The organism is Parerythrobacter aestuarii (assembly GCF_030140925.1).
GTDB lineage: Bacteria > Pseudomonadota > Alphaproteobacteria > Sphingomonadales > Sphingomonadaceae > Parerythrobacter > Parerythrobacter aestuarii.
Genome location: NZ_JARBWD010000001.1, coordinates 2,593,975 through 2,615,025, shown reverse-complemented (window position 1 = coordinate 2,615,025; position 21,051 = coordinate 2,593,975). Strand labels below are relative to the sequence as shown.

At 62.1% G+C, this 21,051-nt stretch carries 14 protein-coding genes and 1 tRNA gene; 8 read left to right on the top strand and 7 right to left on the bottom strand.

Translation table 11 applies throughout. The features are described 5' to 3' along the window. The first annotated feature begins 2 nt into the window (after positions 1-2). Positions 3-1,913 (top strand): M1 family metallopeptidase, encoded by a 1,911-nt coding sequence (locus QPW08_RS12700; protein ID WP_284126179.1) that lies wholly within the window; start codon positions 3-5, stop codon positions 1,911-1,913. On the opposite strand, the gene QPW08_RS12695 is transcribed toward QPW08_RS12700, so the two are convergent. Further along, a complete protein-coding gene (locus QPW08_RS12695) occupies positions 1,910-3,382 on the bottom strand; it encodes a patatin-like phospholipase family protein (protein ID WP_284126178.1) in 1,473 nt (490 codons plus the stop codon). The genes QPW08_RS12700 and QPW08_RS12695 overlap by 4 nt on opposite strands. A gap of 125 nt (positions 3,383-3,507) precedes the next feature. On the opposite strand from QPW08_RS12695, the gene QPW08_RS12690 reads away from it, so the two are divergent. Next, a complete protein-coding gene (locus QPW08_RS12690; protein ID WP_284126352.1) occupies positions 3,508-5,601 on the top strand; it encodes a RelA/SpoT family protein in 2,094 nt (697 codons plus the stop codon). 78 nt (positions 5,602-5,679) lie between these two features. On the opposite strand, the gene QPW08_RS12685 is transcribed toward QPW08_RS12690, so the two are convergent. The 3 genes from QPW08_RS12685 to QPW08_RS12675 all read right to left on the bottom strand — a co-directional run bounded on the left by QPW08_RS12685 (position 5,680) and on the right by QPW08_RS12675 (position 7,606). Beyond that, positions 5,680-5,994 (bottom strand): DUF1905 domain-containing protein, encoded by a 315-nt coding sequence (locus QPW08_RS12685; RefSeq protein ID WP_284126177.1) that lies wholly within the window; start codon positions 5,992-5,994, stop codon positions 5,680-5,682. After that, complete coding sequence (locus QPW08_RS12680) at positions 5,991-7,007, bottom strand: peptidylprolyl isomerase (protein ID WP_284126176.1); 1,017 nt, start codon at positions 7,005-7,007, stop codon at positions 5,991-5,993. The genes QPW08_RS12685 and QPW08_RS12680 overlap by 4 nt, the downstream gene beginning before the upstream one ends. Positions 7,008-7,201: 194 nt before the next feature. Next, complete coding sequence (locus tag QPW08_RS12675; RefSeq protein ID WP_284126175.1) at positions 7,202-7,606, bottom strand: metallopeptidase family protein; 405 nt, start codon at positions 7,604-7,606, stop codon at positions 7,202-7,204. Between the two features lie 108 nt (positions 7,607-7,714). On the opposite strand from QPW08_RS12675, the gene QPW08_RS12670 reads away from it, so the two are divergent. Beyond that, a tRNA-Ser gene (locus QPW08_RS12670) sits at positions 7,715-7,805 on the top strand. A gap of 112 nt (positions 7,806-7,917) precedes the next feature. Here QPW08_RS12670 and QPW08_RS12665 read toward each other — a convergent pair. Then, complete coding sequence (locus tag QPW08_RS12665; protein WP_284126174.1) at positions 7,918-9,249, bottom strand: MFS transporter; 1,332 nt, start codon at positions 9,247-9,249, stop codon at positions 7,918-7,920. 65 nt (positions 9,250-9,314) lie between these two features. On the opposite strand from QPW08_RS12665, the gene QPW08_RS12660 reads away from it, so the two are divergent. After that, positions 9,315-10,202, top strand: coding sequence for an ROK family protein (locus QPW08_RS12660; RefSeq protein ID WP_284126173.1), 888 nt, complete (start codon positions 9,315-9,317; stop codon positions 10,200-10,202). Between the two features lie 71 nt (positions 10,203-10,273). Here QPW08_RS12660 and QPW08_RS12655 read toward each other — a convergent pair whose 3' ends face one another. Continuing rightward, positions 10,274-11,782, bottom strand: coding sequence for an MFS transporter (locus QPW08_RS12655; protein WP_284126172.1), 1,509 nt, complete (start codon positions 11,780-11,782; stop codon positions 10,274-10,276). 128 nt (positions 11,783-11,910) lie between these two features. Further along, entirely contained in the window at positions 11,911-12,945 is a 1,035-nt protein-coding gene (locus QPW08_RS12650) for a LacI family DNA-binding transcriptional regulator (protein ID WP_284126171.1), read from the bottom strand. A gap of 320 nt (positions 12,946-13,265) precedes the next feature. Here QPW08_RS12650 and QPW08_RS12645 point away from each other — a divergent pair, with 320 nt between their 5' ends. From QPW08_RS12645 to QPW08_RS12630, 4 genes are all read left to right on the top strand, one after another. Then, positions 13,266-15,977 carry a TonB-dependent receptor gene (locus QPW08_RS12645; RefSeq protein ID WP_407674569.1) on the top strand — a complete coding sequence of 904 codons (2,712 nt, stop codon included), beginning with the start codon at positions 13,266-13,268 and terminating at the stop codon, positions 15,975-15,977. 112 nt (positions 15,978-16,089) lie between these two features. After that, positions 16,090-17,604 carry a tryptophan halogenase family protein gene (locus QPW08_RS12640; RefSeq protein WP_284126351.1) on the top strand — a complete coding sequence of 505 codons (1,515 nt, stop codon included), beginning with the start codon at positions 16,090-16,092 and terminating at the stop codon, positions 17,602-17,604. Continuing rightward, the gene (locus QPW08_RS12635) at positions 17,601-19,430 is read left to right on the top strand and encodes an alpha-amylase family glycosyl hydrolase (RefSeq protein WP_284126169.1); all 1,830 of its coding nucleotides are present in this window, start codon (positions 17,601-17,603) and stop codon (positions 19,428-19,430) included. Before QPW08_RS12640 ends, QPW08_RS12635 begins: the two co-directional genes overlap by 4 nt. A gap of 5 nt (positions 19,431-19,435) precedes the next feature. Continuing rightward, positions 19,436-21,049, top strand: coding sequence for an alpha-amylase family glycosyl hydrolase (locus QPW08_RS12630; protein WP_407674560.1), 1,614 nt, complete (start codon positions 19,436-19,438; stop codon positions 21,047-21,049). Positions 21,050-21,051 lie beyond the last annotated feature (2 nt).

Here is a 21,051-nt window from a genome sequence, read left to right as displayed (position 1 = left end):
CGATGCGCTTTCTTGCCGCTGCTGCCCTGTTCCTGCTTGCCGCCTGTTCCGGCGAGCTACCTTCCGACGCGCCCGCTGTCGCGCCGATCCTCGACAGCGAGGACGCGGTGGACGTCTACAGCTTCGCCAAACCGCTCGATGCCCGCGTCAGCCATGTCTCGCTCGGTCTCGATCTCGACTTCGAGAACAAGGCGGTTGCAGGCAAGGCGGTGCTGGATATCATTGCCAGGCCGGGGGTCGATACCGTCATCCTCGATACGGATGGGCTGGAGATCGAAAGCGTCACCGATGCCGAGGGGCAGCCGCTCGCTTGGGAACTGGGCGACCGGATCGAAGGAGAAGGCGGTGACGAAGGACTGCACGGCGCTCCGCTGTCAGTCACCATCGGTGCCTCCGACAGCGAGGAACCACGCCAGATCACCGTCACCTATTCCGCCGCCAATGCCGATGCGCTGCAATGGCTCAGCCCGGAACAGACCGCCGGGGGCAAGCATCCTTACCTGCTCAGCCAGGGCCAGGCGACGCTCAACCGCAGCTGGATCCCGACCCAGGACAGCCCCGGCATCCGCCAGACCTGGAACGCGCGCATCACCGCTCCGGCGGAACTGACGGTCGTCATGTCGGGCCTTTCGGGCGGTGATCCCGAAGATGTGGGCGAGGGTCGCCGTGCCTTCACCTACAGCATGGACAAGCCCGTCGCGCCTTACCTGATCGCCATTGCCGCGGGCGACATCGTGTTCCGCGAGCTCGGCCCGCGCACGGGCGTGTGGACCGAACCGGCGATGATCGATGCCGCCGCGAAGGAGCTGGAAGATACCGAAGCGATGGTCGGGGCTGCCGAGGAACTCTACGGCCCCTATCGCTGGGGTCGCTATGACATGATCGTGCTGCCTCCCGCCTTCCCGTTCGGCGGCATGGAAAACCCCACGCTGACCTTCCTCACCCCGACTTTCATCGCCGGGGACAAGAGCCTCACCGGCCTCGTCGCGCATGAGCTGGCGCACAGCTGGTCGGGCAATCTCGTCACCAATGCCAACTGGACTGACAGCTGGCTCAACGAAGGGGTGACGACCTATTTCGAGAACCGCATCGTCGAGAAGATCTACGGCGAGAAGCGCGCAGTGCAGGAGGCTCTGCTCGATTTCGCGGCGATCGAGGAAACGCTGGCCGAAGTTGGTACGGACGCGCCGGGCACCGCGCTGCACCAGCCGATCGGGACGGACAGTGCAGGCAGCGCCATCGTCTACAACAAGGGGGCGGCGTTCCTGCGCACTCTGGAACATGCCGTCGGACGCGAGACATTCGACGCCTGGCTGCGCAGCTGGTTCGACCGGCACGCGTTCCAGCCCGCGACTTCGGCGATGTTACTTGCCGACATGAAGGCAAACCTGCTCGGCGGTGATGAAGCCCGCGCGAAAGAGCTCAAGCTCGAGGACTGGATCTATGCCCCCGGCCTGCCGGACAATGTCTATCGCCCCGACGCCACGGTCTTTGCCGAGATCGACGCGGCGGTGAAGGCCTATGCCGATACCGGTGCCCTGCCGGCCAGGGCCAGCTACAACGGCTGGACCTCGGCCGAGCGGCAGCGTTTCCTCGACAATATTCCCAAGGCCCGCACCGGTGCAGAGCTGGCCGCGCTCGACAGCGCGCTGGGCCTGTCCCGGACCGGCAACAACGAAGAGCTGTTCCTCTGGCTCGAACTGGCGCTGGGCAATCGCTATGATCCGGCGGTGCCGCAGGCTGATGCTTTCCTGTCACGCGTCGGACGGACCAAGTTCGTGCGCCCGCTGTTCACCGTGCTGATGGAACAGGGCAGCTGGGGCCAGCCGATTGCCAAGCGGGTCTATGCCAAGACCCGCAGCAGCTATCACGCGGTAACACAAGGTGCCGTAGACAAGGTGGTGGGGAGCTAGCTGCCCCAGCCGGCCTCCTGCACCTTGCTTTCCCCATAGCGGATCAGGCACCGCATATAGCGCTTGTGGAACTGTATGGGGTTGTCGGTGGCAATATCGACCGCGGTCCATTGCGGGCAAGTCAACTCGCCTTCGTTTCCGGCATTGAGCGGGGCAGGCAGGGCGATGGCGAATTCGCTGATGTCAGGCTCGATCCGCAGGAAGTTGAAGCACCCGCCGCCATTGCAGGCTTCGTCTTCGACCGACTGGGCGGAGAAACGATAGACCTGGTTCACCAGCACCCGTTCGGATTTGAGCGCCAGCTCGAGGATGTTCCAATCCTTGTGCTGGCCGTTGTTTGGCCAGGCCGGAGGGTCGCCATTGCACAATGACGGATCCTCCTTGGGGCAGGCCGGGGGAGGTAACTGCATGGTGCCATTCAGTACCGCATAGACGCGCGGTGCGGCGTGCGCGCGATGCTCTTCGTCGGCCCTGCTTGAGTGAACCCGCACGGCCCGGATCACAGTGTCGCCGAACAGCCCGAACCGCGCCCCGCCATCGACATACATGGTGTTGTCGATAAACACGGGCGGTGCCGCCATGGGTGTCGAGGAAGACGCGATGATGGCACTGACATAGCAATCGAGCCACTTTTCCATCTTGTCCGGCTCACCCTGCAACCGTGCCGTATCATAGCGGGTTGCCATGTCGCCCATGTTGAAAGCGGTGCCGATGCCGGAATCGATGTCTACCGCGCCGACATACAGCCGCCGCCCCTGCGCATGACGTCGGGCGATCTCGGCCATCACCGTGGTCGTGTGCGAAGTGCCGTCGGCGACATAATCCTTGGTCAGGAAACCCTTGATACGGCTACGCAGTGGATCGAGGTTGGCAAAGGCGCCTTTCTTGATGAGGTCCATGTAATTGCCAATGTCGGGCTTGCCGTTCTTGGGCTTGCTATAAACGTTGAGCAGCTGGCTTTCGCTGGAGATGGTGTAGCCGTCGGCGGCAAAATCGCCCTTGCCGACGAAAGCGAAGCTGGAGAGGATCGAGCCGGTGCTGATCCCGGTCACGACCTGGAAATCGGGCAGCTGGCCGTCACCGCCCCATCCCTTGAGGATGCCGGCCCCGTAGGCGCCGTGCTCGCTGCCCCCGGAGAGGAACAGCATGTTGGCGGGTTCTGGTTCGACCGGTTCCGGGGCGGGTTCAGGCGGCGTTCCCGGTTCCGGCAGTGGAGTATCTTCGGGGACAGGACCCGTTTCAGGCATGTTCGCCTGCTGCTGCGCATCGAAGGTCGACAAGCTGGCTTCGATATCAGCGGCAAAGGGCGAAAGCTGGTCGGGCGCGCTGGGATCGGGAATCGGGATCGAAAGCGAATGTGTGATGAAGCCGCACATCTGCGGTCCCGTCGTCAATGGTGCCTTCTGGTTTATGCCGCACCCGCTCAGAACGAGTGCCGCCAGGCCCATAGCCAAAATCGATGTCCGCATGTCGCGCCCCCACTGGCAAACCCCTGCAATGATGCACGATAGCCCCAATTCCGCAGTTGGATAGGACCAAAGAGGCATTTTGCATTGCAATATGCCCCACTTGCGCCACATTCTTGTCCGGGAAGATGCTGCGCCAGTACGAACTCATTGAACGGGTCAAGGAATATGACCCTGACGCCGACGAGGCGATGCTCAACCGCGCCTATGTCTATACGGTGCAGAAGCATGGCAGCCAGCTGCGTGCCAGTGGCGATCCCTATTTCAGCCATCCGGTCGAAGTCGCCGGCTTGATGACTGATCTCAAGCTCGACCAGGATTCGATCATCACGGCGCTGCTCCACGACACGGTCGAGGATACGCTGGCGACAATCGAGGATATCGAGAGCAATTTCGGTAAAGACGTTGCCCGACTGGTCGATGGCGTGACCAAGCTCAGCAAGATCGAGCAGATGCCTGAGAATGAGCGCGCCGCTGAAAACCTGCGCAAGTTCCTGCTGGCGATGAGCGAAGACATCCGCGTGCTGCTGGTCAAGCTGGGTGACCGGCTCCACAACATGCGCACGCTGCATCACATCAAGAACCCGGAAAAGCGCCGCCGTATCGCGCGCGAGACGATGGATATCTATGCCCCGCTGGCAGAGCGGATCGGGATGTACGAATATATGCGCGAGATGCAGGCGCTGGCATTCGAACAGATCGAGCCTGATGCATACAAGACCATCACCGACCGGCTCACGCAGATCCGCGAACAGGATGGCGGACAGGTCGATGCGATTGCGCTGGCGATCAAGCAGGCCTTGGCCGAGGCTGGTCTGAAAGTCGAAGTTTCCGGCCGCGAAAAGCATCCCTATTCGATCTGGCACAAGATGGCCGAGCGGCATGTCAGCTTCGAACAGGTCAGCGATATCTTCGCTTTCCGCATCATCACCGATGACATTGCCGACTGCTATCGCGCGCTCGGCGTATTGCACACGGTGTGGCAATTCATTCCCGGGCGCTTCAAGGACTACATCTCGACGCCCAAGAACAACGGCTATCGCTCGCTCCATACGTCGCTGATCTACGAAAATTCCATGCGGGTGGAGGTGCAGATACGCACCCGCGACATGCACCAGCGCAATGAATTCGGGCTGGCCGCGCACTGGGCCTACAAACAACACGACACACCCGATGGCTCGGTGGGCTGGTTGCGCGACCTGATCGAAATCGTCGATGCCAGCCACGATGCCGAAGAGCTGCTCGAGCATACAAGGATGGCGATCTACCAGGATCGCATTTTTGCCTTCACCCCCAAGGGTGCGCTGTTCCAGTTGCCCAAGGGCGCAACCCCGGTCGATTTCGCCTTTGCCGTGCATACCGACCTGGGGGCGCAGACAGTTGGGGCCAAGATCAACGGCAAGCACATGCCGCTGCGTACCGTGTTGGGCAATGGCGACGTGGTCGAGATCATCAAGGGCAAGGAAGCCGAGCCGCAGATGAGCTGGCTTGGCTTTGTCGTCACCGGCAAGGCACGGGCTTCAATCCGCCGCGCGGTGCGGCAGAAGGAACGCGCCGAAGTTGCCGAACTGGGCAAGAAGCTGTTCGACGATATTGCCGACCGTGTCCCCGCCAAGATCGGCAAGAAGGCCGTGCGCGAAGCGCTCAAACGGCTGGAGATGGAGGAAGACGAAGACCTCTTCTACGCTATCGGCGCGGCTGAAATCTCCGACATGGATGTGATGGAAGCGCTGGTCCCCGGCTGCACGGCTGAATTCGAGGACGAAGAGCCCGACTGGTCCAAGCGCGAAAAAGCGATCTCGATCCGTGGCCTCACCGCCGGGGTCGGCTTCAAGCTCGCCGAATGCTGCCACCCGGTGCCGGGCGACCGCATCGTCGGCACCCGCAAGCAGGGCGAAGGGGTGGAAGTCCACACCATCGACTGCCTGACACTGGCGAGTGGGATCGACAACGACTGGATCGATCTGCAATGGGGCAAGCGCAGCCATGGCGCGGTCGGGCGGCTGCGGGTTACGCTGTATGACCGGCCCGGCACGCTGGCGGAAATGGCGGGGATCTTCGCCAAGAACCATGTCAATGTGACGAGCCTCAACCAGACCCAGCTCGATCATCCGTTCACCAGTTACGAGATCGACCTCGAAGTGCAGGACCTCGCACACCTGACGCGAATGTTGAGTGCCCTGCGCGCCAGCGATGCGGTGGCGCAGGCCGAGCGGATCTAGCCTTCCCGAGCTCCCGCGAAAGCGGGAGCCTCAGGCAGTTTCGACCAGGCGTCCCGAGGTTCCCGCCTTCGCGGGAACTCACAGAAGCTCCAGCTCCAACCTCACCGGATCGCCTTCGGCAAGATCCTCGGCGCGCATCACCTTCTTGCTGACCAGCAATATCCAGCCATTGGGCTTCGAAGGGAAGACCGAGCTCTTCCATTCGGTGTCGCCCACGCGCGCGCTGACCTTGACTGAACCGAAGCCGCGCCGTCGGCCGGTCTCCAGCCGTTCGATTCGCGCATGCATGGCGATCGCCTCGGCGGGTTCACCGTCGATGCGGACGAGGTGATAGGCCGCCGTGCCGCCATCCCAGCGGACGAGTGAGGTCGTCAGGACAAGACTGTTGCTCACTCTGCCACTGCGCGGATCGGCACCGGGATATTGCAGATATCGGCCCCGCCGGCGGGATGGATGAAGAACGGATCGCGGCGGTTGGCGCGCGCATCGGCGTATCTGGCGAAGCTCTCGCTTTCGGTGGAGAGATACTCGAACCTCGGTTGCTCGGCCTCCGGCAGGTCACTGGCGACGCGGATCGAGAGGATGGGGGTGCGCTTTTCGACCTCGAAATCGGCGTAGAACCCCAGTTCGCCCTTGCCGCGCGGCAGCGAGGACAAATGCTCCATCCCGGAAATCACCCGACCCACCAGCGCGATATTGCGATCGAGATGCCGCGGCGCATGGCCGATCACGGTGTAGAGCTCCGCGCCAGAGCCGGTGTCCGGCGAATAGTTCCGCCCTACGCCGACCATGCCGTAGCAATGGACGGGCCAAACCTCGCCGCTCTCATATGCGACCGGCCAGCCCAAGACACTCAGGGTCCCAACCGAATAGGCGTCGCCGCGATAGGGGGTCTTCCCACGAAGCATGTTACTCGACTCGATCAAATACTCCTGCACCTTGTCAAAGAAGCGCTCTCTCAGAGTAGGTGATGTCCGATAATCGGTCGTGTATTCTTCAACTGAAACTTTTTGTAAGCTGGAGGGCAGTGCCTTCGCCTCGCCACTAGCCTCCGGATTGTCGTAATTAGGATCGCCCCATTGGACGACGTAATTGTCCTGCACCCGGTTGACGCTGATCCCGTCATACCATTTGGCGCGGGCGAGGGTGCGGATGTTGCTGACCCAGCCCTGGCTGAAGGGCGCGGGCATCAACTGGATCACGACTGCGCGCGCGTTGCCCTCCGCATCCGGGGCAAGCGTCATCACTAGCAGGTCTTCGGGATCGATGGTCACCCATTCGTCCTGCGCCGAAGCATCGACGATCTGGCCCGGTGAGGGCGCCCCCTCGGGCTCGCCTTGCGCGGCAGCAGGGAAGGAGAAGGGAAGGGCGAGCGCGGCTGTGGCGGCGAAGAAGTGCTTGATCATACCAATCCCGTCATTGCGAGCGGAGCGAAGAGATCCAGGGCGGATCGCGAGACGCCCCTAGATTGCCGCGTCGCTGCGCTCCTCGCAATGACGAATTGGAACCAGTTCCCAACCCCGTTCGCCCTGAACCTGTCGAAGGGCAGCCGCAACATCCGCGCCTGGGCTTCGACAGGCTCAGCCCGACCGGGCTTGGGTTAAAGGACCCCATCCTCCAGCGCATGCATGTCGGCATCGCTCAGCCCGAAGTGATGCCCCACCTCGTGCACCACCACATGCGTCACCAGATGCTCCAGCGTCTCGTCACCGCGTGTCGCCCATTCGTGGAAGATCGGGCGGCGGAACAGGCGGATGCGGGTTGGCAGCGTGCCTGACATCTCGATACTGCGTTCGGTCAGCGCATGGCCTTCATAGAGACCCGAAAGCTCGAACGGGCCCTCGATCCCGAGCTCGCGCAGGGTCTCTTTATCGGCGAAGTCTTCGACCAGGAACACAACATCCCCCATCTGTTCGCGGAAGGGAGCCGGGAGTTTGTCCAGTGCTGCAATCCCGAGCGTTTCCATCTCAGCGAGGGTGATCGGAGTGCCGAAAATGCGCTTCATGGCGAAGAGGTAGGCAGACCCGCTTGCCACGGCAAGTCGTGGCGGCTAGAGGGCCGCGTTCTTGCTGACCTCAAGCAGCGCGAAGCGCGGTAGGCCAACAGGAAATACGGAGCGGTGGCCGAGTGGTCGAAGGCGCACGCCTGGAAAGTGTGTATACGGTAACCCCGTATCGTGGGTTCGAATCCCACCCGCTCCGCCACCTACCTCGAGCACTAGTCTCCAGTGGCAGGCCTTCACAGGGCTCCCGCTATGCGCGCTTCAATAGACAGGCACCGTTTAGCGGGCATGTCTCGTTGGTTGCGGAGCAGCGATCACCCTGTTGACCTTGTCTGTTCGCGCGGCGTCCGATGTCCGGCATCCACAAACAGAGTAGCGAATGCTCCCATAATCATCAGGCAACCACCCAGCATGAGCACATTTCGTGGATCGCCGCGCAGAATCGAGTTGTAAATCAGGGGCATCGTCAAGGTCTGTATCAACATCGGAATGACGATAAACAGGTTGAAGATACCCATGTAGATGCCGTTGCGTTCAGGGGGAATCGAGTCAGCCAGCATGACATAGGTATTGCCCATCATTCCGGCCCAACCGATCCCGATACCCAGCATCAAGAAGAAGAGGCCCCCGGTTGTGTCGACCCCTGGCAACAGCAGCATGGCGATGCCGGAAGCTGTAAGGCAGGTGGCATGGACCAAGCGCGCGCCCAGTCGAGCCACTATCGGGATAAGCGCCAATGCGCCGAGAAAGGCTATGAAATTGTAGAGCGCACCGGCCTGCTGAGCCGTGAGGGTCGCATCCCGGAACGCGGCGCTCGACGGGTCGCTCGTATCATAGATCGCGCGGCCTACTGCGAAGGTGACATACTGCCAGTAAGCGAACATGGCGTACCACTGGCACAGCATGGCGACTGCAAGTTGCTTCATCGGCTTGGGCATTTCGCGTATCGCATCAACGATCTCTGCCATCGTTGCCTTGAGCGTCAGCGGTTTTTCGCGAAGCAGTTCCTTTTCGTCCGTCGTCATTGGCAGTTCAGGCACCCGCCAGACCGACCAGACGATTGTCGAGATCGACAGGATCGCACCTATCACGAAAGCGATGCGGACGATCACCGGTATGCCATTCTCGTCCAGCACATCCTTGGCGACGAACGCGGTGAGCAGCGTGGGCGCCAGGTAGGACAGTGTCTGCGCCAGTCCGGTGAACGCGCTTTGCGTAAGGAACCCGGTCGAGCGCTGCCCAGGCGAGAGGCGGTCTGCGACATAGGCGCGATACGGCTCCATGGTGATATTGTTGCCGGCGTCCAGGATCCAGAGGAGACTCGCCGCCATCCAGAGCGCGCTGGAATAGGGCATCAGGAACAGGCAGATCGAGCAGATGACAGCGCCGATCAGGAAATAGGGAGTCCGTCGCCCGTATCTGGTCGATGTCCGATCGCTCATCGCTCCCACGATGGGCTGGACGATCAGGCCAGTCACGGGCCCGGCCAGCCACAACAGCGGCATTGTCGCTTCCTCAGCCCCAAGGAAGCCGTAGATTGGTCCCATATTCGCCTGTTGCAGCCCGAAACTGAATTGCAGGCCGAAGAAGCCGATATTCATTTCGACGATGCGCAAGAGCGAGAGGCGCGGCTTGGACGGGATCATGGTTTGACAACTCCCATACGAATTCGTGTGGACGCGCAGTGCAGCCCTCTGCCAACAGTGCCGGCATGGAGAAGCTTGTTGCAGGGGTGGAACTCGGTGGGACCAAAGCGATCGTCGTGCGCGGTCGCGGGTCGATGATCACCGATTGCGAAACGTTTCCGACAACCACGCCTGCGGAAACGCTGGGCGCGTGTTTGTCGGTGCTTTCCCAGTGGAACGAAGAGCAGCCTCTCGATGCTTTCGGGATCGCAAGCTTTGGGCCAGTTCGCGTCGATCCTACTGCCAGCGACTATGGGCATATCCTGCGCACACCCAAGCAGGGCTGGAGCAATTTCGACGTGCTCGGGGTGCTTGCCAATGACCTCGATTGCCCGGCAGCCATTGATACTGATGTCAACGGAGCGGCGCTGGCCGAATGTGCCTATGGCGCCGGTCGCGGTTGTCGCTCGCTGGTCTACCTGACTATTGGGACGGGGCTGGGCGGAGGCATTTTGTTCGATGGCAAGCCTATCGTTGGCGCATTGCACCCGGAAATTGGTCATCTTCGCCTCAAGCGTTCGCGAGATGATGTATTTGCCGGAAACTGCCCGTTTCACGGTGATTGCGTAGAAGGATTGGTAAGCGGCCCGGCGCTGGCGGCGCGCTTCGGTATCGATCCCGCGCAGGTGGCTGCGGACGATCCACGCTGGGAGTTTGTAGCGTCTGACCTCGCGCAGCTCTTTGCGACCCTTCTCCTGACGCTGAGCTGCGATCGGATTCTTGTCGGCGGCGGCGTGGCGACAAACAGGCCCGAACTGATCGCTCATGCGAGATCGATGGTGCCGCAACTGTTGGCGGGTTATCTGCCCGATTTGGACGAAGCGACCATCCGAGAGCGTATCAGGCGGCCCGAGCTTGCAAACCGCGCCGGACCGGTCGGAGCGCTGATGGTTGCGGAGCGCGCTCTCGCCTAGTGACTGCTCCTGCAATGGTTCGCAGGAAGTGCCTCTATTGCCGGCCATCGCCGCAACGGTCATTGAGTAACCTAGCTCGCAGCCTGCACCCGGAGCATGGCAGCGGCTGCCACCAGCCAGCTTGCCGCGGCGAACAGCATGGTCCAGATCGGCTCGCCCGGGAACAGCCACAGCATGATGCTGCCCATCACTGTCGCTACCAGCAGCTGGGGAACAACGATGAAGATGTTGAACAGCCCCATGTAGATGCCGAGCTTGGCCTGCGGCAGGTTCGACGCGAGGATCGCATAGGGCATGGCAAGGATGCTGGCCCAGGCGATGCCGATGCCGACCTCGGCCAGCAGCAGTGCCTGCGCATCGCGCACGAAGAAGAACATCAGGAAGCCGATCGCACCCAGTGTCAGGCAGATCGAATGCGTCTTGACCTGCCCAAAGGTGCGGCTGAGCCACGGCAGCAGCGCCAGCGCGGCCACCGCCGCGACGCCGTTGTAGACCGTGAAGAGCACGTTCACCCAGTTCGCGCCTTCATTGTAGGCGGCGCTGGCGGTGTCGCTCGATCCGAAGACATATTGCGTCACCACCGGAGTGGTGTTGATCCACATGATGAAGAGCGCCGACCAGCTGAAGAACTGCACCAGCGCCAGCCGCTTCATGACATCGGGCATGCCGGAAAAATCGCCGACGATACTGGAGAGCATGTTGGCGGCCTTGCCTTGCTTGGCCATGGAAATGGCGATCGCGCTGAGTACACCATAGGTCGCCAGTAGGCCGCCCAGCAGGTAGACCTCTTTCTCCAGCCGCAGCATCAGCACAGCGAGCACGACCAGCACGCCCGCCGCCATACATGCGCCTGCCGACCCATAGCTCTTGGCCGCCAGCGCGCGCAGGGTGGTGTCGTCGTCCAGCGCTTCTTCGCCGCCGAAAGCCGCCATTTCCTCCGGCGAATATTCGCGCGTGGTCAGGATAGTCCACATAACTGCCGCGAACAGCGCGATACCGCCGGCCCAGAAGCTCCACTTTACCGTGTCGGGCAGGCCTCCACCCGGCGCGACATTGCTCACCCCGACATGTTCGAGGAAGTAAGGGAAGATCGAGCCGACCACCGCGCCCGCGCCGATAAATGCGGTCTGGACAGCATAGCCCGCGCTGTGTTGGTCGGTGCCCAGCATGTCACCGACGAAGGCGCGGAACGGCTCCATCGAGAAATTGAGCGAGGCGTCGAGCACCCACAGCATCGCCGCGGCGAACACCAGCGGGGCGGCAATGGCCGGCGCGAGAGGCATCAGGATCAGCGAGATGGCGGCGAAGATTGCCCCTGTCAGGAAGTATGGCCGCCTTCGTCCGAGCCGGTTCCAGGTCTTGTCTGACAGGTGGCCGATGATCGGCTGCACGACCAGCCCGGTCAGCGGTGCGGCGACCCATAGAGCAGGCAAATCGTCCATGCTCGCACCGAGTGTCTGGAACACCCGGCTCATGTTCGAATTCTGCAGCGCAAAGCCGATCTGGATCCCGAAGAAGCCGAAGCTGATGTTCCACAGGCCCCAGAAGCTCTGGTGCGGTTTGGCGATTGCGGTTGCCATGTACTCTCCCCCTCGCGCGGCACCTCTTTGCGGGTGCTTGCGCTGTCGATCGGCCATCGCTGGCACGCCACGCGGAGCGGGGCAATACACATACGAATGTGGTCTGCGAACGTGGTGAGGGGACGAGGCTAGTTACCGGTGCTTGCGCGTGTGACCAGTTTTGCCGGGAGGGTGCGCGAAGCCGCGTCCTTGCCATCGATCTGTTCGACAAGGGCTTCCAGCAAGGCATCGCCGGCACCGCGGGTGTCCTGCATCACAGTAGTGAGTGGTGGGGTAGTGAGCGCGGCGGCTGGGATATTGTCGAAACCGACGACTGCTACCTCGTCCGGCACGATGCGCCCACTTTCTGCCAGCGCGCGCATCGCACCCATGGCTATGAGGTCGCTCGCGGCGAATACGGCGTCGAACCTGGCCCCTGCGTCAATCAGTGCGCGCATTGCGGTGTGGCCTTCCTCCTCACCGGTCAGGGCATTGGCCTGCAAGGCAGGGTCCGGTTCGATACCTGCTGAGCCCAGCGCGGCGCAAAGCCCGGCATAGCGACCGGCGAACTCGGGATAGTGCTCGTCGGCCTGGCCGAGAAAAGCGATCCGCTTGCGGCCTCGCTCGAGCAAGTGCTCGCCGGCCATTCGTCCGGCGCCGAAATTGTCCGAGCCGATAGTGGCCCCGATGTTGTCGTCGCGCACTGAACCCCAACGCACGAAATGCGTGCCTTGCCGGGCCAGTTGCTGCAGGCGTTCCTCGTACAGCGTGTAGTCCCCGTACCCTAGCAGGATAAGCCCGTCGGCGCGGTGACTGTCCTGGTACTGGGTGTGCCAGTCGTCCTCCATCTGCTGGAACGAGATCAGCAGGTCGAGACCCCTGCGCCCTGCCGCGCGGGTAATCGATCCCAGCATGGCGAGGAAGAACGGATTGATCATGCTCTCATCCGAGGTGGGATCCTCGAAAAACAGCAGGGCGATGGTGTTCGACCGCTGGGTGCGCAGCGAAGACGCGTTCTTGTCGACGGTGTAGTTGAGCTCGCGGGCGATCTTCTCGATCTTCTCGCGAGTTGCCTGGCTGACGGATTTATCGCCGCGCAAGGCACGGCTGACGGTCGGCTGTGACACCCCGGCCAGATAGGCAATGTCGAAGCTCGTCGGCTTCCCGGTTGGCGCGCGCCCCAAATTCCTCTCCTCAAGGAGAAGATTCTATGGGCGCGGCAGCACCGAAAAACCAGAGTTTTTGGCTGGACCGCGCCTCGCGCGATGGTTTGAAATCCTTGTTGCAGATCGGTGACACCGGCCCATGCTGCACTGCACAAACATACGTATACCGTCTATGCGCGAGCCTTTTTCGCGGCCTAAACGCGGCTCTCAGAGGCGTGCGGGGGGCGTGCGCCGGACAACCAAACCCAAATTCTTGGACTGCCGCCACCCAGGCGGAAATGGGAGAGTACATCGTGATTGACCGCAAGTATTGGGCCGCCGGCATCAGCGGGCTCGCCATGGCGCTTACGCTCGCTCCGCAGGCCGCGATGGCGCAGGACGCCGACAGCAGCGAAGAGGCCGCCGCCGATGAAACCGGTGACGGCAATGTCATCATCGTTTCGGGCTTCCGAGCGTCGCTGGAGAGTGCCGTCGCGGAGAAGAAACTCAACGACCAAATTCTCGAATCGGTGACGGCCGAGGACATCGGCAAGCTGCCAGACAACTCGATCGGTGAATCGATTGCGCGCCTGCCGGGTGTGACATCTCAGCGCCTTTCGGGTCGCGCCAACGTCATCGCCATTCGCGGCTTCGGGCAGGACTTCTCGCAGACGCTCCTTAACGGTCGCGAGCAGACTTCGCTCGGTGATGCCCGCGCGGTCGAGTTCGACCAGTATCCGTCGGAGGTCGTGCAGCAGGTGGTGGTCTACAAGACTCCGACCGCTGAGCTGGTGGGCCAGGGTCTCGTCGGGACCATCGATATCCGTACGCTGCGTCCGCTCGACATCAAGGAACCGATCTTCGCCATCGGTGCACGCGGCTCGCTGACCGATCTTGGTGCGCTGAACGCCGGTTCGAAGGAACTCGGATACCGCGTCAACGCGACCTTTGCCGACACCTTTGCCGACGATACCTTCGGCGTCGCCATATCGGCATCCTATGTCGACGAATCCTACCAGCTGCAGGAATTCAACGCCTGGGGCTATGCCGGCGGGCCGAACAACTCTGCCCTGATCGGCGGATCGAAGAGCTTCGTGACGTCAACCCAGCTCAAGCGATTCGGCATTAGCGGGACCGTGCAGTGGGCTCCGGCCCCGGACTGGTCCGTGACCGGCGATGTTTTCTACTCGGACTTCGAAGATGACCAGATCAAGCGCGGCGTCGAGCTGCCGCTTGGCTTCTGCGTCAACCCGGGCGATCCGCTCAACCGCAATTCGGCGTTCTGCTTTGGCGCGACCGCTGATCCGGCCTCGTTCCAGTACGACAATGACACCGTTGTTGCCGGTAACTTCCCGACCGTCGAAGGTGTCGTTCGCAACGACATCTTCAACAAGGAAGCCGAACTGCTCTCAGGCGGCCTCAACATCGAATATGATGGCGACAACGGCTGGAGCGGTTACTTCGACTTTGGCTATTCACGTACCGATCGGCGCGAGCTGAGCTTTGAATCCTATGCCGGTACCGGCGTGGGTGCGCTCAATGGGGCGACCGACAACATCACCTTCGTGACCGGACCGACCGGCACCTCGTTTACCTCGACGCTGAACTATGCCGACCCGAACATCATTGTCCTGACCGACCCGCTCGGCTGGGGTGGTGGCACCCAGGCCGGTTACTTCAACGACCGTATCGTCGATGACGAACTGCTGCAGTTCCGTTTCCACGTCGAGAAAGCGATCGAAGGCGGTTTCATCAGCGCCATCAAGGCCGGCATGAATTACACCAACCGCGACAAGTCGCTGGTGCCGGACGAGTATTTCATCCGGCTTGCCGGCGGCGCGCTGGAGGCGCCGATCCCGGCTGACCTGCTGCTGGATCCGACCGACCTGACCTATCTCGGCCTCGGCCCGATGGTCAGCTACGATCCGCGCGCGTTGATCGCCAACGGCACTTATGTCCTTGACCCGAATCTGTCGAACGACATCCCGGCCAAGGCGTACCAGATCGCCGAGGACCTGATGACGATTTATGTCCAGGCCGACATCGATGTGCGCCTTGGAAATGCCGACCTGACCGGCAACATCGGCGTCCAGGCCATCAACACCGACCAGCAGTCGTCGGGCATCGCCTTCCCGGGTGGTGTGCAGACGAATGTCTCGCTGGGCGATAGCTACTGGGATGTCCTGCCGAGCCTCAACCTCTCGTTGCGCTTCGACAGCGACTTCGTGATCCGTCTCGGCGCCAGCCGTCAGATCCAGCGTCCGCGTCTCGACTCGATGCGTGCTGCGATTGGCTATGGTCTTGACTTCAACCAGGGCGCGAGCCCGACCGGGACGGCTCCGTTCATCAATGGCGGTGGCGGCAACCCCTACCTGCGTCCGTACCGTGCCAATGCGGTCGACCTGACCTTCGAGAAATACTTCGGTACCAGCGGCGTGATCGCGGCGCAGTTCTTCTACAAGGACATCGTCAGCTATATCGACCAGAACCGCTTCGTCTTCGACTATGCGGGCCTGCCGCTTCCTGCTGGTCCGGTTCCGCCGAGCACGATCGGCCTGCTCGACGCTCCGACCAATACCGGCGGGGGCGATTTCTACGGTGCCGAGCTGGCCCTGACTTTCCCGTTCGACATGGTCACTCCGGCGCTCGAAGGCTTCGGTTTCACCGGTGGCCTCGGCTGGACGGAAACGAAGATTGAAGACGCCTTCGGCAATGTCGATCAGATTCCGGGCTACTCCGAGTGGGTTGCCAACGGTACGCTGTATTTCGAGAAGGACGGCTTCAACGCACGCAGCAGCGTTCGTCACCGTTCGGGCTTCCTCGGTGACTTCACCGGGTTCGGTGGTTCGCCGACCCGTCGCAACGCACTGAGCGAAACGATCATCGACGCGCAGCTCGGCTATGACTTCGACGGCGGACCACTCGATGGTTTGTCGATCTATGTCCAAGGCCAGAACCTGACCGACGAGCCGTTCGTCTCGATCAACGGCAACGGCAACCCGCTGCAGGTCGTCGACTACCAGTCTTACGGTCGTCGCTTCCTCGCAGGCTTCACTTACCGCTTCCGGTAAGAGCTGCACGGGCGGGGGCGAACGGCATGACCGCTTGCTCCCGCCTGTTCGCACAACCTGTTAAGCTGGTTTGGCCGACACATGGATCGGTGCATCTGGGTGGTTGTTGCTCATGAACCAGGACGTCTCCTCCCCAATCGTGATCGCCGGTGGCGGCACCGCCGGCTGGATGGCTGCAGCCACGCTGGGCCGCTTCGCTGGCCGTAAGGTTGTGCTGGTCGAATCCGATGCGATCGGCACGGTTGGCGTTGGCGAGGCGACGATTCCGCAGATCCGGCTGTTCAATGCCGCGCTCGGTATCGACGAAGCCGAATTCCTGCGCGAGACGCGTGGTACCTTCAAACTGGCGATCGAATTCGCTGGCTGGAGCGGAGAGGGCAGCAGTTATCTCCATGCATTTGGTAATGTCGGCCACGGCGCAGGCATACTGCCGTTCCAGCATTACTGGTTACGGGCAAGACAGGTCGGCATGGCCGGGTCTCTGTCGGACTACTGCCTTAACGACCGCGCCGCGCGGGCGGGCAAGATGCAGATGTGGCCCCCGCAAGCCGGGCAGGCTGCACCGGATATGCCGTGGGCCTATCATTTCGATGCCTCTCTCTACGCCGGGTATCTTCGGCGCTATGCGGAAGCGCACGGGGTCGAGCGGATCGAAGGCAACATTTCCAAAGTCGAACGCGATGCCGAGAGCGGCGATATCTCCGCGCTGGTGCTGGACGGTGATCGCAGCGTAGAGGGCGGGTTCTTCATCGACTGCACTGGCTTCCGTTCGCTTTTGCTTGGCGACACGCTGGGCGTCGGGTTCGATGACTGGAGCCACTGGCTGCCTTGCGACCAGGCCGTTGCGGTTCCTTGCGAAGCGAAAGGTCACTTCACGCCTTACACCCGCTCGATTGCCCGCAAGGCAGGCTGGCAATGGCGTATCCCGCTGCAGCACCGCATTGGCAATGGACATGTCTACAGTTCCGAATTCATGGGTGAGGACGAGGCGACTGCCATCTTGCTCGCCAACCTTGACGGCGAACCCACCGACGAGCCGCGCGTGCTGAAATTCAAGACCGGGATGCGGTCCCGGCAATGGTCGCACAATTGCCTCGCGCTGGGGCTCGCAAGTGGCTTCATGGAGCCGCTGGAGTCGACCAGCATCCACTTGATCCAGTCCTCCATTGCGCGGCTGCTGCAAATGTTGCCGGGCGAAGCCGTTGCCCCCGCGATGCGCGACGAGTTCAACCGGCAGGCCATTTTCGAATGGAGCCGTATCCGCGATTTCCTCATCCTGCATTATTGGGCCAATGGCCGCGACGGCGAGCCCTTCTGGGATCGCTGCCGGGCCATGGAGATTCCGGAAACACTCACGGCGAAGATCGAGGCCTTTCGCGCCAGCGGGTTCATCCACCGCGAGCATGAAGAACTCTTCACCGAGCAGGGCTGGTTGCAGGTGTTGATCGGGCAAGGGGTCATGCCCGAAAGCTACAACCCCATCGCAGATGCCATGCCGGAAGCGGAACTGGCCGCGATGCTGGCGCGGATCGCCGATAGCCAGCGGAAGCTGGTCCACGCCATGCCGGCCCACGCGCCGTTCCTGCGCGCCTATATCGATCCGAACCAGACAAGGAAGACGGCATGATCCGCACGCTCCCCATTGCGCTCGCCACGATGCTTGCGGCCTGCTCGCTGACAGCGCAGGAAGCCGTGCCGCAAGCGACTGCGGACCTGCGCGCGCGGCCGGTGACCGACGAGGTGATCTACTTCGTCCTGCCAGATCGCTTCGCCAATGGCGATGCCGCGAACGACCTGGGCGGCTACGAGGATGACCGCCTCGTCTCCGGCTACGATCCGACCCACAAGGGCTTCTATCACGGTGGCGACCTCAAGGGGCTGACGGAGAAGCTCGACTATATCCAGGGCATGGGCGTGACCGCGATCTGGTTCGCGCCGATCTTCAAGAACAAGCCGGTGCAGGGGCCGAAGGGCGACGAGAGCGCGGGCTATCACGGCTACTGGGTGACCGATTTCACGCAGGTCGATCCGCATTTCGGCAGCAATGACGATTTCAAGGCCTTCGTCGACGCCGCGCACGCGCGCGGGATGAAGGTTTATATGGACATCATCACCAACCACACCGCCGATGTAATCCGCTATGCCGAGGACCAGTACCAGTATCGCAACAAGGGCGATTACCCTTACTCCACCCGCGGCGGGCCCGATGGCGATCGGATCAACCAAGGCTTCGCCGGCGATGGCGACCCGAGCGAGGCCAACTGGGCGCGGCTGACCGATCCCGGCTTCGCCTACACGCCGGTAGTCCCCGAGGCCGAGAAGGACGTGAAGGTCCCGGCCTGGCTCAACAATCCGATCTATTACCACAATCGCGGCGACAGCTTCTGGATTGGTGAAAGCAGTGTCTATGGCGACTTCGTCGGGCTGGACGACCTTGCCACCGAGCATCCGCGCGTGGTCGCAGGCATGATTGAGATCTTCGGCAGCTGGATCGACCGCTTCGGCATCGACGGCTTCCGCATCGACACGGCAAAGCATGTCAATCCGCAGTTCTGGCAAGCCTTCGTGCCGGCCATGCTGGAACGCGCAGAGGCCAAAGGTATCCCCAACTTCCACATCTTCGGCGAGATTGCCTACGAGAGCCCCGACGCGGTCACTTCCGCCCGGGTGATGGCCGACAGCGGACTGCCCTATGCGCTCGACATGGGCTTCGCCAAAGCCGCGCAGCTGGTTGCCAGCGGGGCACAGCCGCCACGGGTGATGGCGGAATTCCTCGAGCAGGATTCGATCTATCCCGGCGGACCGGCGACCGCGACGGGGCTCCCGACTTTCCTTGGCAACCACGATTTCGGCCGCTTCTCGATGTTCGTGCGGCAGGGTGCGTCTGGTGCCTCGCAGGAAGAACTGCTCGAGCGGGTCAAACTCGGCCACGCGATGATGTTCCTGCTGCGCGGCGTACCGACGATCTATTACGGTGACGAGCAGGGCTTCATTTCCGACGGCAACGACCAGCTGGCGCGGGAGGACATGTTCCCGAGCCGAGTCGATTTCTACAATGACAACGACCTGCTAGGCACCGACAAGACCACGGCGGACGACAATTTCAACGCCAGTCATCCGCTCTATCGCCTGATCGCTGATCTCGCGGCTGTCCGACTGGGCAACCCGGCGCTGACACGTGGGCTTTCCACCATCCGCGCCTTCGACCATGAGGGGCCGGGCCTGCTTGCGGTCGAGCGGCGCGATGCCGACAGCGGACGACGGGTGCTGGTGGCCTTCAACACCTCAGGTGAGCCGGTAACGCGCAACATCGAGATCGACTATCGCGCTGAGGGCATCGAAGTTCTGCTCGGCAATTGCCCGGGCAGCATCGCGGCACCCGGTGCTGTTACGGTAGCGCTGCCCGCTTTCGGTTTCGCTGCCTGCGAACTCATCGTGGGGGAGGGGAACTGATCGCCATGGCGACCGCGAACGAGCCTTCAGTTCAGCCCGTGCCTGATTTGCCTTGGTGGAAAGGTGCGGTGATCTATCAGATCTATCCGCGCAGCTTCATGGATTCCAACGGCGATGGCGTTGGGGACCTACCCGGCATCACTCAGCGGCTCGATCATGTTGCCGCGCTGGGCGTCGATGCAATCTGGATCAGCCCGTTTTTCACATCGCCGATGAAGGACTTCGGCTACGATGTCGCCGATTACTGTGATGTCGATCCGCTGTTCGGAACGCTGGTGGATTTCGATGCGCTGGTCGAGCGCGCTCATGCACTGGGCCTCAAGGTCCTGATCGACCAGGTCTACTCCCACACATCCGACGAACACCCATGGTTCGTGGAAAGCCGCCAGAACAGGCACAACGCCAAGGCGGACTGGTATGTGTGGGCCGATGCCAAGCCCGACGGGTCGCCTCCTTCCAACTGGCAAAGCGTATTCGGCGGCCCGGCGTGGACCTGGGATGCGCGCCGCGGCCAATATTACATGCACAATTTCCTGAGCGGGCAGCCCCAAATCAACGGGCACAACCCGGATGTGCAGGATGCCTTGCTTGGGGTTGCGAGATTTTGGCTCGATCGGGGAGTGGACGGCTTCCGCATCGATGCGCTCAACTTCATGATGCATGATCCTGAGCTGCGCGATAATCCGGCCGCCCCGCCAAGCGACAAGCCACGCAGCCGACCGTTCGATTTCCAGCTCAAGCAGCACAATATGTCGCACCCGGCGATCCCCGAATTCATCGCTCGGATCCGCGCGCTGACCGACAGCTATGATGCGGTATTCACCGTCGCCGAAGTCGGTGGCGACGAGGCCGAAGCGGAGATGAAGGCTTTCACCGCGGGCGAGGACCACCTGAACTCCGCCTACGGCTTCAACTTCCTTTATGCCGACCGCCTGACCCCGGGTCTCGTTTGCTCGGCGCTGGCGCAATGGCCTGCTGATAAAGATGTCGGCTGGCCCAGTTGGGCATTCGAGAACCATGATGCACCGCGCGCTCTGTCGCGCTGGTGTGCACCGGAACATCGTGACGCCTTTGCACGGATGAAGATGGTGCTGCTGATGTGTCTGCGCGGCAATGCCATCATTTATTACGGCGAAGAGCTGGGGCTGACGCAGGTCGATATCCCGTTCGAGCAGCTGCATGATCCGGAAGCTCTCGCCAATTGGCCGATGACCTTGTCGCGAGACGGTGCCCGCACGCCGATGCCGTGGGAAGCCGGGGCCGCATGCTCGGGTTTCGGCTCAGCCCAGCCTTGGCTTCCCGTGGGAGCGGAAAATGCCTCAAAGGCAGTCGACAGGCAGGAGCACGAGGATACTTCGCTGCTGGCCTTCACTCGCCACGCGATCGCTCTGCGCAACGCCAATCCGGCCCTCCATCACGGCGCAGTCAGCGGCTGCAGTGCATATGGCACCCTGCTTGACCTCATCCGTGAGGCAGATGGGCAGCGCGTACGGTGCTTGCTGAACATGGGGCCGGAAGCGATTTCACTTTCCGACGCCAGCGGGAAGACCCTGTTCGCTGGCAACAGCGCGACCCCCGATACCCTGCCGCCCTACGGCGTGCTGATCCTGGAGACTTGACC